Here is a 12,595-nt window from a genome sequence, read left to right as displayed (position 1 = left end):
ATGTATCAGGCAACCGCGGGCGCGGGTGCATCCAGTAAGTAATCAGTCCTTCGGCAGAACATCATTCTGACGAGGGTCTTCCTCCACCGGCTCGGCCGCAGGAGCAGCCTCGGCAGCTTCCTGTGCGGGAGCCGCTTCTGCAGCAGGCTCGGCCTTTTCCTCTGCGGGTGCAGCGGCAGGCTCAGCCTTTTCAACCGGGGCGGCGGGTTCTTCGGCCTTCTCGGCAGGTGCAGCGGTCTCCTCAGCGGGAGCGCTCTCCTCTGCCTTGGCGGCAGATGCAGCGTCCTCTTCCAGCTCTTCCACCGGCTCCTCGGTCAGCTCGGTCACTTCCTCGGCGGCTTCTGCCTTGGCCGCTTCCTCCTTGCTGGTCTTGCCGATACCGGTAAAGCTCTTGGTCACATCCTTGACGCTGTTGTCGATATCCTTCTTGATATCGGTCAGCGGGGCTACAGCTTCCTTCAGAGGAGCTTGGATCTCATTCAGCGGCTCCACAACGTTCTTCTGGATCTCCTCAGAAGCAGCGCCGGTGTACTTTTTCAGTTCACGCAGCATCTTGCCGATCTTCTTTGCGTAGACGGGCAGCTGATCCGGGCCGATGAACACGAACGCCACGATTACGATGACGACAAGTTCCCAAAAACCAATTTTCATACTAACTCGTTTCCTTTCCTGTGCGGCGGGACGTTTTCCGGGGCCGACGCACCTGCATTGCAGTGCGTGCCGCGAACCGTTCTTTGCCCTGTTCTTCGTCCGCTTCCGTGGGAGTTCGGCGCTCTTTGCGCCTGTGTTGCCCTACTTATACCGAAAAGTGGTGAACTCATTCTGAACAATATATGAATTTTTCATGAACGAGTGCATATTCAGGGGGTTTTTGTAAACAAATAATATTTTACGCTTGCTTTATTACATTTTGGATAGGATACAACAGTGCAGTCTTTTGCAAAAAAAGAGGACACCGCACAAAACGGTGTCCCCTGAAGCGTTCTTTGCGGGGATCAGTGGCCGCAGCTCTCGCAGTGGTCGCAGTCCTCTTCGAGCTTACCCACGATGGGTTCCGGATCGATGCCCTGACGGCGGTAGTAGTCGGACAGAGCAGCCTTGACGGCCTGCTCGGCCAGAACAGAGCAGTGCACCTTGATGGGAGGCAGACCTTCCAGAGCTTCCACAACGGCCTTGTTGGTCAGCTTGAGCGCCTCGTCGATGGTCTTGCCCTTGATGAGGTCGGTGGCCATGCTGCTGGTGGCGATGGCGGCACCGCAGCCGAAGGTGAGGAACTTGACATCCACGATCACGTTGTTCTCGATCTTCAGGTACATGCGCATGATATCGCCGCACTTGGGGTTGCCCACTTCGCCCACGCCGTTTGCATCGGGGATCTCACCCACATTGTGCGGATTTGCAAAATGCTCCATGACCTTTGCGCTATACATGCTTGCCATAATTACTGCTCTCCCTTCAGGCTGAACTGGCGGGCCGTGTTCTGGCCCTGCAGCCACATACAACTCATAGCACGGCGGCGGGGGATCACTTCCTCCAGCACGTCGCACAGATATTTTGCTTCTTCCATGGTGTTCTGCGGGCCAAAGGTGAACCGCATGGAGCCGTGGCCGATCTCCTCAGGCACGCCGATGCTCAGCAGGACGTGGCTGGGGTCCAGACTGTCGGAGTTGCAGGCAGAGCCGGTGGAGGCGCAGATGCCGTGCATATCCAGATCCAGCAGGATGGTCTCGCCTTCCAGACCCGGGAAGCTGATGTTCACATTGTTGGGCAGGCGGGGGCTGCGGCCGCCGTTCAGGCGGGCTTCCGGGATGTTCTTGAGGACGCGGTCGATGACATAATCGCGCAGCTCGCTCTCGTGGGCCATGCGCTCATCCAGATGTGCCGTGGCGATCTCCAGTGCCTTGCCCATGGCAGCAATGCCGGCCACGTTCTCGGTGCCTGCACGGTGGCGGGCCTCCTGACTGCCGCCATCGATCAGGTTCTGGGGCCATACGCCCTTGCGGCAGTACAGGGCACCCATGCCCTTGGGGCCGTTGAACTTGTGGGCGCTCATGGACAGCATATCCACGCCCAGCTCCTTCACATCCACGGGGATGGCACCCACAGCCTGCACCGCGTCGGTGTGCATCCAGACACCGTGCTTGTGAGCGACCTCGGCGATCTCCTTGATGGGCTGGATGGTGCCGATCTCGTTGTTGGCCATCATGATGCTGACCAGCGCGGTATCGGGACGGATGGCAGCTTCCACGTCCTCGGGACGGATGTAGCCCTCGGCGGTGGGCTTGATATAGGTCACTTCAAAACCCATGCGCTCCAGTGCAGCCATGCTGTGCATGATGGCATGGTGCTCAAAAGCGCTGGTGATGAGGTGCTTTTTGTTCTGGCGTGCCTTGGTGAAGGCGGTGCCCTTTACGGCCCAGTTGTCAGCCTCGGAGCCGCAGCTGGTAAAGAAGAGCTCAGCCGGACTTGCATTGATGGCCTTTGCCACCTGCGCACGACCGGTGTCCACGAATTCCTTAGCCTCATAGCCCACACTGTAATGGCTGCTGGGGTTGCCGCAGGCACCGCTCAGGGCTTTGACCATCAATTCCAGTGCCTCGGGAGCACAGGGAGTGGTGGCAGCATTATCCAGATAAACCACTTTTTCCATGTTTTCCATAGGAATGATCCTTTCTTATTGAACGCGTCTGCGGGAGCCTTGCATGCCCTGTGCAGATGCGGAATCCTTTCAACGGATAAGTTATACCATATCATTCCCTAGTATGTCAATATGAATACTGGATTTTCGTGATTCAGTCACCTTTTTTGCCCTTTCCGGTCAGTTTTCCCAGTACCACCTTCCACTTGGGGTAGCCCCAGCGCTTATCTTCGGCAAAATCGTCCGCCAGCTTCCACGGAAAATTGCTGCCGTCAAAGTAAAGATTGCCCGCCTCGTCCACGCGGTCCAGCTTTTTGGGCAGATACGCCTCGTCGTAGTAGCTCTTGCGGCGGTCGGGCAGCACCCAGTGCAGGGTGCCGTCCTCGTCCATGCCGGATGCCCATACGCCGAACACGAAGGTTGCGGCTTCGCCGTAGCAGTGCTGCTCAAAGCGGATGGCACCATCGTAATAGAACTTGATGACCTCCAGCGTGCCGGATTCCTTTTTGCCGTCGCGGCCCAAGGTGGGGCGGTAGTCCTGCTGGTAGCGGCAGCCGCAGTGACTGCCGGCAAAATCTTTTGCGTGGAACGACATGGAGTTATCCTTCTTTCTTTTTAAAAATGCCCTTCAAAGTCGCCCTCGATCTCATAGGGCCAGCTCAGGATGCCGCCCAGATCGTACAGGCGGGTGTAGCCAAGGCTTTCCAGCTTGCGCACGGCATCGGCACTGCGGCGGCCGGTGCGGCAGTAGACCAGCCATACAGCGTTCTTATCTGGCAGCACCTCAGCCGCACGGCTCAGCACCTGACCCAGCGGCAGCAGCTTTGCGCCGGGGATGTGGCCCACGGCAAACTCGTCCGGCTCCCGGACATCTACAGCAGCCGCCTCGTGTGCATCCAGCAGACGGATGGCATCGGCAGCCGTGATCTTCTCACTCATACTCTCACTCCTTATAATATTCTCTTATCCATCCTATGATAGCAGACCTTTTTTGTTTGCACAAGAGGATACCTTTGCAAAATCCGAGCAACGTGCTATACTATAGGAAGCAATAAGGAGAGGATCGCCATGAAATTTTCGACCAAAAGCCGTTATGCCCTGCGCCTGATGGCCGAGCTGGCACGTTATGCGCCGGGCACCACCGTGAGCCTTAAGGAGATCAGTGAGCGGCAGAACCTGAGCCTGAAATATTTGGAGCAGATCGTGACCCCGCTGGCCCGTGTGGGCCTTGTAAAAAGCGAGCGCGGCAATCAGGGCGGCTACCGCCTGACCAAAGCCCCTGCCGACTACACCGCCGGCGAGATCCTGCGCGCCATTGAGGGCAGCGTGGCACCCATTCCCTGCCTTGGCAGCGAGACCAACGAGTGCCCCATGTGGGAGCAGTGCTTCACCCTGCCCTTCTGGACCGGCCTTGATGAGGTGATCAACCAGTATATCGACAGCGTAACGCTGGAACAGCTTTCCAGCCAGCTGCCTGCATCCGATAAAAAAGAAGGCTGTTGCAGCTGCGGCACGAAAAATGCCTGAATCTTGAAAGAAATGCTTGACATTCGCCTTTGCATCGGCTATAATAACAAAGCATTCAGCGAATGCCTATAGGGGTATAGCTCAGCTGGTAGAGCAGCGGTCTCCAAAACCGCGTGCCGTGAGTTCGAAACTTACTACCCCTGCCATAAACGCACAGGTTCTTCGGAACCTGTGCGTTTTGTTTTTGTACTCAAAGCAATCCGCACTCCGTCAGCCTGCTTTTGCAGTCATACAACAAAAAAACACCCCGAAGTCCTAAGGCTTCGAGGTGTCTGCTGTGGAGCTGCTATCCAGATTCGAACTGGAGACCTCATCCTTACCAAGGATGCGCTCTACCAACTGAGCTATAGCAGCAAATAGCGACCCGGATCGGGCTCGAACCGACGACCCCCAGCGTGACAGGCTGGTGCTCTAACCAACTGAGCTACCGGGCCATGATCGCTCAAGTTTCGCGCGGCGCTTACCGCCGGAACGTGCTTTATTATATCGAAAAAGCGTCCGCTTGTCAAGCATGAATTTACGAAAAACGCAAAAAAGCCTGAAAGAGCCGTTCAAAGCCCGCTCTGCCCTGTTCCGGACCCGCACAGCAGAAACGATCTACACAAAGAAAAACGCCCCGAAATCTTTCGACTTCAGGGCATCTGAGCTGGAGCTGCTATCCAGATTCGAACTGGAGACCTCATCCTTACCAAGGATGCGCTCTACCAACTGAGCTATAGCAGCGCAATCACAGCTCAGTTATAATACCACAGTTTCCACCGTTTGGCAAGAGGTTTTTGCAAAAAAATCTGGATTTTTGCAAAAAAGTCGTTTTTTACGAAAAAACTCCCCCAGTCTGCTTACGCAGACAGCCCCCTCGGAGATGGGGCCTTTGGCAGTACGGACAACTTTCCGGTTTTGCCAAGGGCTCCCTCTCTGAGGGAGCTGGCATCGCGCAGCGATGACTGAAGGAGTCTTACTTTATCACTCGATCAGGCCGTTCAGCAGGGACAGGCACTTGCGGCTGTGCAGCTTGCGGATCGCCTTTGCCTCGATCTGGCGCACACGCTCACGGGTAACGCCAAAGTCACGGCCAACCTCTTCCAGCGTACGGGGACGGCCATCGTCCAGACCAAAGCGCAGGCGGATGACCTTCTCTTCACGGGGGGTCAGGCTCTTGAGAGCCAGATTGATCTGCTGTGCCACCATGGCGCGGTCTGCGGCCTTGCCAGGGGCTTCGGCGTTTTCGTCTGCGACGAAATCGCCCAGAGAGGAATCCTCTTCCTCACCCACGGGGCTTTCCAGACTTGCCGGCTCCTGTGCCATGCGCTGGATCTCGCGCACACGCTCCACGCTCATATCCATGGCCTTTGCCAACTCTTCCGGGGTCGGCTCGTGGCCGTTCTGGTACACCAGCTGGTTGGTGGCCTGACGCATCCGGTTGATGGTCTCCACCATGTGCACCGGAATGCGGATGGTACGGGCCTGATCCGCAATGGCACGGGTGATGGCCTGACGGATCCACCAGGTTGCATAGGTGGAGAAGCGGAAGCCGCGGTCACAGTCGAACTTCTCGGCAGCCTTGATCAGGCCGATGTTGCCCTCCTGGATCAGATCCAGGAATGCCAGATTGTGGCCCACATGCTTTTTGGCAATGGACACCACCAGACGCAGGTTCGCTTCGCTCAGGCTGCGGCGGGCGTTCAGGCCATCGCGGCGGGTCTTGAGCAGCTCAGCGCGCTTTTCGTCGCTCAGGGGGCCGTTCTCCACAGCCTCCATAGCTTCCTCTTCGGCAGCCTTTTCCTCGGCATCCTCGCTGGGCTTCTCGTTGCCCTCCTCGTCCAGATCTTCGGTATAGCTGCGGCTGTTCTCATCCTCTTCAAACGAGAAGCGGGCGCTGTTCTTTTTGATGTACTCCGGCCCGCCGTACTTCTGGCGGTCGGCCTGCAGGATGTGCGCCGCCTCGGCACCGGCATGGATGCGGCGGCTCAGCTCCACCTCCTGCTCCGCGCTCAGCAGCGGGATCTGGCCGATCTGCTTGAGGTAGTTCTTAACGGGGTCGTCCAGCAGTTCGTCCATGGCAGCCTTCAGGTCTGCAGGGTTCTCCTCGCTCTGCTCTTCCTCGTCCTCGCTGATGCCCATATCATCGTTGTTGTTCTCGGCATTCTCGACCTCGGCCATGATGCTGTCCACATCCAGCGTAGGCTCTGCATCCTCTTCCAGAACCTTGATGCCGCGTTCTTCCAGAAGGGTGTAGAGCGTTTCCTCATCCATTCTGCACTGTGCAGCCAGCGCCTTGGCCTCCTTGGCCGAAATGGTGCCTTCGCCTTTCGTCAACAGTTCCTTTAAAGTCATGCCCATTTTGCTCTCTCCTTCTTGCTCCGGGGATGCTCCCGCCGGGGGAAATTCTGTAATAAAGTGTTCCTGCGCATCAGATCACAAGTCCTCCGTTCACGCCGAACACCTGACCGGTGATGTAGCCCGCACCCTCGCCGGCAAGGAACACCAGCAGCTGCGCCACTTCGTCTGCGCTGCCAAGACGGCCCACAGGGGTCTCTTCGGCCAGCGCGGCCTTATCCTCGGCGGTGAATGCTGCCATCATATCGGTATCAATGACCCCGGGCGCAACACAGTTCACTGTGATGCCGCTTGGGCCTTCTTCTTTGGCCAAAGCCTTGGTCAGGCCGATCAGGCCTGCCTTTGCTGCAGAGTAATGCACCTCGCAGCTGCCGCCGGTCTGGCCCCACATGCTGCTCACGGTCAGGATGCGTCCGGCCTTGCGGCGGATCATACCCGGCAGCGCCAGCTGACACAGGTGGAACGCACCGGTCAGGTTCACGTCCAGCATATGCTGCCACTCTTCCGGGGTGATGTCGGTGAACAGCTTCTGCTGGGCGATACCCGCATTGCTCACCAGCACATCCACACGGCCCAGTGCCTGTTCTGCGGTGCGGAACGCAAGCTCGCAGCTGGCGCGGGATGCCACATCGCACTGCACGGCGGTGATGCCGGGCAGCTGTTTTTCCAGCTCTGCAGCGGCTTTGGCATTGCTGTGGTACAGCACCGCCACGCGGTAGCCCGCCGCATAGAACGCCCGGGCCGCAGCGGCACCAATGCCGCGGTCGCCGCCGGAGATCAGCACACAGCGGCCATTGGCTGCTGCCTGCACGGTAGGTGCCGGTGTTTTCTCCGGCTCTTCCTGCACAGGCTCCGGCATTTCCGGCTGCGGCGCAGGCTGGGGCTTTTCCAGCACCATCACCCGGGTGGGTTCGTCCACCACGGGTGCTGCCGCCTTTGGCTTTGGCGGTACGGGCGGCTCCTGTGCAGCCTGTTCCGGCTGCGGCTCCTCACCCGACAGATTGAACGTCAGTTCAAATTCATCTTCGTACAAGAGTATAGTCCTCCTGTCGTGATCTCTGCACTGCAAAGGTATGCCGTGCAGGAGATGTCTGTGCGGCCCATCGCCGTCCGTTCAGCGTCCATTTCTTATCCGGTCAAAGTCCGGTGCTCGGCGCGGCAGACAGCTGCATAAGATGGGTTTCGACAAAACACCATTAAATAATATAGCACAATTTGCCGAAAAAAGAAAGTGGAAGCCGCCTACTTTTTACGCAGCTTCCACTTTTTTACGGTTTCTTCATATTCCATGCCGGTCATACAGGCGGTTTCCACTTCGGCCGGGCCGCAAGCCGTGCCCGCAGATCCTTGAAAAACGCCTGCAGCAGCTCCTGTGCTTCCTCTGCGCGCAGCCCCTGCTCCACCGCCGGGTGGTGGTTGAAGGGCATTGCAAACAGGTCAGTCACACTGCCGCAGCAGCCCGCCTTGGTGTCTGCCGCGCCGTATACCACCCGCCGGATGCGGCTGTTGATGATGGCCCCGGCGCACATGGGGCACGGCTCCAGCGTGACAAACAGCTCGCACTCCCACAGCCGCCAGCCGCCCAGCTTTTTGCAGGCGGCATCAATGGCCAGCAGCTCTGCATGATGCAGTGCATTTTTTTCGGTCTCGCGGGTGTTGTGGGCGGCAGCTACCACCTCGCCGTTGCAGGCCACCACGGCCCCCACCGGCACCTCGCCCAGTGCAGCCGCCTTGCGGGCTTCTTCCAGCGCAAGGCCCATCAGTTCAGAATCGGTCATAGGTTCCCCTTTATCCTGCTGCAAAAACCAGCAGATTATTCAATGTATGCAAAAGCATCCCCGGCCATACCCTGCCGGTGCGTTCACGAAGTGCGCCCAGCACAAGGCCGCAGCCAAGCGCCCACGCCATGCCCGCCGGGGTGCCGTGCTGCACCGCAAACAGTACCGCCTGCAGCGCCGCGGCCTGCCATCTGCCCAAGGGCTGCGCCAGCTGCTGGATGGCCCCGCGGAACACCAGTTCCTCCACGACAGGTGCAGCGATGCAGTGGTGCACAAAACTCAGCGCCCGCACATCCCACGCCGGGGCAGGCAGAAATGCCAGCACTTTGCCTGCCAGCAGGTAGGCCAGTGCGCAGCCGAACGCAGCCAGCAGCGCCCTTGTTTTTGCCTTTTGCTCCATGGCCTGCCCTCCCTGCCGTGCGGTTCTCAGCGCCTATCTTATCATAAGCAGCGGCTTTTACGCAAGTATTTTGCGCTGGGACGAAGCAATTTTCGCTCAGGTAATTGACTTTTCCCTGTGGATTCTGGTATAATGTTTCCCGACGTTTTATTGCAAAGCGTCGGGAAACATGACTTGAATTTGTTTTTACCGGAAATCCGGAGGTATTTTATGATCCGTATTCTCACCGATTCTGCGTCCGACATCCTGCCCGCCGAAGCCGAGCAGCTGGGCGTGACCGTGATCCCTCTGAACGTGACGCTGGAGGATGGCAGCATCCTGCGGGATGGCATCGACATGACCCCAACCGAATACTACGCCCATCTGGCCAGCTGCCGCAAGCTGCCCACCACCAGCCAGCCCAGCCCGGAGCTGTTCGAGAAGTTCTATCTGGAAGCCGTTGCCGCCGGGGACGAAGTGCTGGGCATCTTCCTGTCCCACGAGCTGTCCGGCACATGGCAGTGCGCAAAGCTGGCCGCAGACCTCGCCAATGTAGATAACGTGCTGTTTGTGGACAGTGCCACCGTGTGTCTGGGTGAATCGCTGCTGGTGCGTCTGGCCGTGCAGCTGCGTGACGCAGGCAAGACGCTGGTGCAGATCGCCACCGATCTGGAGCACGCCAAGGAGCACCTGCATCTGGTTGCCGCAATCGACGATCTGAAGTATCTGCGCAAGGGCGGCCGTCTGCCTGCCGCTGTGGCCGTCGCGGGCGGGATGCTGGGCATCAAGCCCCTCATCACCATCAAGGACGGTAAGGTAGCCATGGCCGGTAAGGCCCGCGGCCTGCCCGGTGCCTATGTGGCCCTGTTCAAGAAGATCGAAGAGCTGGGCGGCATCAGCCCGGACTTTGCCGCTGTTGCCGGTTATTCTTCCAGCCTGCGGGAAGTGCAGCCCATCGAGAACTACTTCCGTGAAAATCTGCACATGGGCGAACCGCTGGTGCGCCAGATCGGCTGCGTCATCGGCACCCACGCAGGCCCCGGTGCATTTGGTCTGGCATTCTTTGACAAAGGGTTGGTGCTGGAATAAGCGACCACCGAAAAAAGATCATCCGAGCAAAGTCGGGCAGCCTGCGGGCTGCCCGGCTTGTTTTTTGCAGCGGGAAACGGGCGCAAGCTCCCCCAGTCAAAACCTGACGGTTTTGCCAGCTTCCTCGGAGAGGGAGCCTCTGGCGCGCCCGGCGCTCACAGCACTGCGTCCGAGATGAGCTTGCCCAGCAGCAGCACCAGCACCACCAGCATCATGGGACGGATGAAGCGCGCACCCTTTTTCAGGGCGAAATGGGACCCCAGCAGGTTGCCCAGAATGTTGCTGACGGCGCAGGGGATGCCGATGTGGAACACCACCAGACCGTTCATCAGATAGGTGAACAGGCTGGCGTAGTTGCTGGCAAGATTCAGCACCTTGCCGTTGCCGTTGGCGGTGCGCAGGTCAAAGCCCATCAGGGTGGTAAAGGCAATGATGGCAAAGGTGCCGGTGCCCGGGCCCACGATGCCGTCGTACAGGCCGATGCCCAAGCCGATGCCCAGCGCCAGCAGGATCTTTTTCAGGTTCAGGGTGCCGTCGTCCCGGTTCTTGTCCGGCAGGTCGCGCTGCCACAAAATGACCACCGCCGCCACTGGCAGGATGAGGAACATCATGGTGCGCAGCAGTTCATCGCTGAGCAGCAGCACGATATGTGCCCCCAGTGCACTGCCCGCAAAGCTGCCAATGGCTGCAAGGATGCCCACCTTCAGGTTCATTGCACCGTTTTTGAAAAAGTTGACTGTGGCAAAAGTGGTGCCGCAGGCGGCGCTGAATTTGTTGGTAGCATAGGTGTAGTGGGGCGGCAGCCCGGCAAACAGATAGGCCGGCAGGCTGATAAGACCGCCGCCTCCGGCTGCCGAATCCACAAAGCCTGCAAAGCCCGTCATCAGAACGAGAAACGCCATCATCCATGGCGAGAGCGTGATCCCCATTGTTATAATTTCCTATATTTTTCCAGTTTTTTGTTTTTTGCACGTGCATTTCAGGACAGGGATAGCCGTCCCTCACAGGCCAGCACCTGATCCAGGATCATCCGCGAGACGCGGGCACCGTACACCATGGCGGGGTGTTCATTGTACTCGATGATATCGTGAAAGTCCTTGTTCATCAGCACGATGACATACTCGCCGTAGGGGGTGTGGACGATGCCGCCGTCGTTGCGGCAGGCGTTCATACTGCCGCTCTTGCTGGCTACCCAGATCAGCTCCGGCGCGCCGGTCTCCTCGCAGTCGAGGTAATACTGCGGGAAGTCGTGGGTCAGCATGGTGTTGTAGTGCTGCTGGCGCAGGATGGCAAGCATCTCCGCGCTGGCTTCCCGGCTGACAAGCTCCCCTTTTGCAATGCGGGCGAACAGCGCCGCGTAGTCGCGCGGCGTGGTGGTGCCAAGCCGGCGGTAGCGGTCAAAGTGCAGCGGATTGTGCAGCACAGTATGCGCAAAGCCCAGCTCCCGGATGCAGGCGTTGATGGTGTCCAGTCCCAGATAGTCGATGATCATATTGGTGGCAATGTTGTCCGAGCAAATGATCATCATGGTAGCGGTGTCCTTCACCTTGAGCTTTGCGCCCACGCCCAGCGCGCGCAGCATACCGCTGCCGTCCACGAACTGGCTCTGCTCATAGGTGATCTCTTCGGCAAGGTCTGCTTTGCCGCGCTGCGCCTGCAAATACAATGCAGCGAGAATGAACGCCTTGATGGTGGATGCCGTCTCAAATTCTTCGTCCGCGCCCACCTCCACGGTATGGCCCTGCAGATCGTCCACGAACACGCTCATTTTGCCCTGATAGCAGTACAGCTCCGCAGCAATGCGCTTTTCCAGCGTCATGTTTTTATCCATATCGGCATATTCTCCGTTGTTATTACAGGTTCTCCTCAAAAAAGCGCATGGCATTGCGGTAGTAGATGCCTTCTACCTCGTCCTCGGTAAAGCCCTCTTTGCGCAGGGCATCCGCCAGCAGCGGCAGAAAGGCAGCATTTTCCAGCTGGTGGGGGCCATCGATGCCATCAAAATCGCTGCCAAGGGCAATCATCTGTGCACCGCCTACCTGCTTATAGTGGGCCGCATGCTTTGCGATCAGCTCCACCGTGCTGCGGCAGTTTTCCGGGTGGGTGGGGTCGGTGTCCAGAAAGGGCGCATAGTAGTTCAGGCCAGCAATGCCGCCGCGCTCCGAAAGGGCGCGGATCATCTCATCGGTCAGGTTGCGGGTGTGGGGTGCCAGTGCGCGGCAGTTGGAGTGGCTGGCCGCAAAAGGCCGGGTGCCGTGCTCCACGATATCCCAGAAGCCCTTGTCCGAAAGGTGGCTCACATCCACGATCATGTGCATCCGTTCCATCTCGGCCAGAAATTCAAAGCCCTTCCCGGTCAGGCCCTTTTCGGTCTGGGGCACCAGCACCCCGCCGGGGTTCCGCTGCGGGCTTGCCAGCTCGTTTTCGTGGTTCCATGTCAGGGTCATCATGCGCGCGCCCAGCTCATACATCCGGCGCAGCACCCCCACGCTGCCCTTGCAGCAGGCGCCTTCCTCGATGGTGAGCATCCCGCTGATCTTTCCCGCCGCAGCATTCCGGCGGATGTCCGCCGCCGTGTACACCGGAGCAATTTTTTCCGGGTATGCCGCCATGATGCGCTTGAACTGGTCGATCTCTTCCAGCGCTGTCACCAGCGGGTCCGCTCCGGGCGTCTTATCACCCAGATTGACGAATGCTGCAAAGCACTGCAGCAGATAGTCGCCTTTCTGTAATTTTTCAAGGTCGATATGCAGATCGTTCTGCGCGAAGCTCTTGGGCCGGCCCGCATGTTCGGCTTTGCGCAGCTCGCTGAGGGTATCGCAGTGCAGATCCCAGACTTTCATGATG

At 58.6% G+C, this 12,595-nt stretch carries 14 protein-coding genes and 4 tRNA genes; 3 read left to right on the top strand and 15 right to left on the bottom strand.

Features of this window, described 5'->3' with window-relative positions:
- Positions 1 to 42 precede the first annotated feature (42 nt).
- The 5 genes from DWY76_RS03410 to DWY76_RS03390 all read right to left on the bottom strand — a co-directional run bounded on the left by DWY76_RS03410 (position 43) and on the right by DWY76_RS03390 (position 3,577).
- Complete coding sequence (locus DWY76_RS03410; RefSeq protein WP_120079803.1) at positions 43 to 651, bottom strand: twin-arginine translocase TatA/TatE family subunit; 609 nt, start codon at positions 649 to 651, stop codon at positions 43 to 45.
- Between the two features lie 344 nt (positions 652 to 995).
- Positions 996 to 1,439 (bottom strand): Fe-S cluster assembly scaffold protein NifU, encoded by a 444-nt coding sequence (gene nifU / locus DWY76_RS03405; RefSeq protein WP_005937858.1) that lies wholly within the window; start codon positions 1,437 to 1,439, stop codon positions 996 to 998.
- A 2-nt stretch (positions 1,440 to 1,441) separates the two neighbouring features.
- The gene (locus DWY76_RS03400) at positions 1,442 to 2,659 is read right to left on the bottom strand and encodes a cysteine desulfurase family protein (RefSeq protein ID WP_097774421.1); all 1,218 of its coding nucleotides are present in this window, start codon (positions 2,657 to 2,659) and stop codon (positions 1,442 to 1,444) included.
- A 133-nt stretch (positions 2,660 to 2,792) separates the two neighbouring features.
- A complete protein-coding gene (locus DWY76_RS03395; RefSeq protein ID WP_097774420.1) occupies positions 2,793 to 3,233 on the bottom strand; it encodes a hypothetical protein in 441 nt (146 codons plus the stop codon).
- A 20-nt stretch (positions 3,234 to 3,253) separates the two neighbouring features.
- A complete protein-coding gene (locus DWY76_RS03390) occupies positions 3,254 to 3,577 on the bottom strand; it encodes a rhodanese-like domain-containing protein (RefSeq protein WP_005937868.1) in 324 nt (107 codons plus the stop codon).
- Between the two features lie 129 nt (positions 3,578 to 3,706).
- Here DWY76_RS03390 and DWY76_RS03385 point away from each other — a divergent pair, with 129 nt between their 5' ends.
- Positions 3,707 to 4,165: an Rrf2 family transcriptional regulator gene (locus DWY76_RS03385; RefSeq protein WP_120079801.1), complete on the top strand. Its 459-nt coding sequence runs from the start codon at positions 3,707 to 3,709 to the stop codon at positions 4,163 to 4,165.
- 70 nt (positions 4,166 to 4,235) lie between these two features.
- Positions 4,236 to 4,311: transfer RNA gene (locus tag DWY76_RS03380), tRNA-Trp, on the top strand.
- Positions 4,312 to 4,443: 132 nt separating this feature from the next.
- Here the strand turns inward: DWY76_RS03380 and DWY76_RS03375 are convergent.
- The 7 genes from DWY76_RS03375 to DWY76_RS03345 all read right to left on the bottom strand — a co-directional run bounded on the left by DWY76_RS03375 (position 4,444) and on the right by DWY76_RS03345 (position 8,680).
- A tRNA-Thr gene (locus tag DWY76_RS03375) sits at positions 4,444 to 4,519 on the bottom strand.
- 6 nt (positions 4,520 to 4,525) lie between these two features.
- A tRNA-Asp gene (locus DWY76_RS03370) sits at positions 4,526 to 4,599 on the bottom strand.
- Between the two features lie 213 nt (positions 4,600 to 4,812).
- A tRNA-Thr gene (locus tag DWY76_RS03365) sits at positions 4,813 to 4,888 on the bottom strand.
- A gap of 240 nt (positions 4,889 to 5,128) precedes the next feature.
- Positions 5,129 to 6,505, bottom strand: coding sequence for a sigma-70 family RNA polymerase sigma factor (locus DWY76_RS03360; protein WP_005937878.1), 1,377 nt, complete (start codon positions 6,503 to 6,505; stop codon positions 5,129 to 5,131).
- 70 nt (positions 6,506 to 6,575) lie between these two features.
- Positions 6,576 to 7,535 (bottom strand): 3-oxoacyl-ACP reductase FabG, encoded by a 960-nt coding sequence (gene fabG / locus DWY76_RS03355; protein WP_173012890.1) that lies wholly within the window; start codon positions 7,533 to 7,535, stop codon positions 6,576 to 6,578.
- Between the two features lie 262 nt (positions 7,536 to 7,797).
- Positions 7,798 to 8,280, bottom strand: coding sequence for a nucleoside deaminase (locus DWY76_RS03350; protein WP_120079800.1), 483 nt, complete (start codon positions 8,278 to 8,280; stop codon positions 7,798 to 7,800).
- Positions 8,281 to 8,290: 10 nt separating this feature from the next.
- Positions 8,291 to 8,680, bottom strand: coding sequence for a CPBP family intramembrane glutamic endopeptidase (locus DWY76_RS03345; protein ID WP_097777160.1), 390 nt, complete (start codon positions 8,678 to 8,680; stop codon positions 8,291 to 8,293).
- 210 nt (positions 8,681 to 8,890) lie between these two features.
- On the opposite strand from DWY76_RS03345, the gene DWY76_RS03340 reads away from it, so the two are divergent.
- Positions 8,891 to 9,748, top strand: coding sequence for a DegV family protein (locus DWY76_RS03340; RefSeq protein WP_120079798.1), 858 nt, complete (start codon positions 8,891 to 8,893; stop codon positions 9,746 to 9,748).
- A gap of 155 nt (positions 9,749 to 9,903) precedes the next feature.
- Here the strand turns inward: DWY76_RS03340 and DWY76_RS03335 are convergent, their stop codons facing one another.
- Genes DWY76_RS03335 through DWY76_RS03325 form a run of 3 tightly spaced genes read right to left on the bottom strand, consistent with a single transcriptional unit; the run spans position 9,904 to position 12,591 of the window.
- Positions 9,904 to 10,677 carry a TSUP family transporter gene (locus DWY76_RS03335; RefSeq protein ID WP_120079796.1) on the bottom strand — a complete coding sequence of 258 codons (774 nt, stop codon included), beginning with the start codon at positions 10,675 to 10,677 and terminating at the stop codon, positions 9,904 to 9,906.
- A 50-nt stretch (positions 10,678 to 10,727) separates the two neighbouring features.
- Positions 10,728 to 11,579, bottom strand: a complete 852-nt coding sequence (locus DWY76_RS03330; protein ID WP_097774416.1) for a serine hydrolase — start codon at positions 11,577 to 11,579, stop codon at positions 10,728 to 10,730.
- Between the two features lie 22 nt (positions 11,580 to 11,601).
- Positions 11,602 to 12,591, bottom strand: coding sequence for a dipeptidase (locus tag DWY76_RS03325; RefSeq protein WP_120079794.1), 990 nt, complete (start codon positions 12,589 to 12,591; stop codon positions 11,602 to 11,604).
- Positions 12,592 to 12,595: the final 4 nt, after the last annotated feature.

Origin of the sequence: Faecalibacterium sp. AF27-11BH (genome assembly GCF_003603005.1) — a bacterium.
Taxonomy (GTDB): domain Bacteria; phylum Bacillota; class Clostridia; order Oscillospirales; family Ruminococcaceae; genus Faecalibacterium; species Faecalibacterium taiwanense.
Note: the sequence above shows the minus strand (reverse complement) of the source record. Positions and strands in the feature narration are given on the sequence as shown.

Bases quoted from the DNA above. Each gene is read 5' to 3' on its own strand.
- DWY76_RS03400 (WP_097774421.1), bottom strand. From the start codon at position 2,659: ATGGAAAACATGGAAAAAGTGGTTTATCTGGATAATGCTGCCACCACT.
- DWY76_RS03360 (WP_005937878.1), bottom strand. From the start codon at position 6,505: ATGGGCATGACTTTAAAGGAACTGTTGACGAAAGGCGAAGGCACCATT.
- DWY76_RS03335 (WP_120079796.1), bottom strand. From the start codon at position 10,677: ATGGGGATCACGCTCTCGCCATGGATGATGGCGTTTCTCGTTCTGATG.
- DWY76_RS03395 (WP_097774420.1), bottom strand. From the start codon at position 3,233: ATGTCGTTCCACGCAAAAGATTTTGCCGGCAGTCACTGCGGCTGCCGC.
- nifU (WP_005937858.1), bottom strand. From the start codon at position 1,439: ATGGCAAGCATGTATAGCGCAAAGGTCATGGAGCATTTTGCAAATCCG.
- DWY76_RS03350 (WP_120079800.1), bottom strand. From the start codon at position 8,280: ATGACCGATTCTGAACTGATGGGCCTTGCGCTGGAAGAAGCCCGCAAG.
- DWY76_RS03325 (WP_120079794.1), bottom strand. From the start codon at position 12,591: ATGAAAGTCTGGGATCTGCACTGCGATACCCTCAGCGAGCTGCGCAAA.
- DWY76_RS03385 (WP_120079801.1), top strand. From the start codon at position 3,707: ATGAAATTTTCGACCAAAAGCCGTTATGCCCTGCGCCTGATGGCCGAG.
- DWY76_RS03340 (WP_120079798.1), top strand. From the start codon at position 8,891: ATGATCCGTATTCTCACCGATTCTGCGTCCGACATCCTGCCCGCCGAA.
- DWY76_RS03345 (WP_097777160.1), bottom strand. From the start codon at position 8,680: ATGGAGCAAAAGGCAAAAACAAGGGCGCTGCTGGCTGCGTTCGGCTGC.
- DWY76_RS03410 (WP_120079803.1), bottom strand. From the start codon at position 651: ATGAAAATTGGTTTTTGGGAACTTGTCGTCATCGTAATCGTGGCGTTC.
- DWY76_RS03390 (WP_005937868.1), bottom strand. From the start codon at position 3,577: ATGAGTGAGAAGATCACGGCTGCCGATGCCATCCGTCTGCTGGATGCA.
- DWY76_RS03330 (WP_097774416.1), bottom strand. From the start codon at position 11,579: ATGGATAAAAACATGACGCTGGAAAAGCGCATTGCTGCGGAGCTGTAC.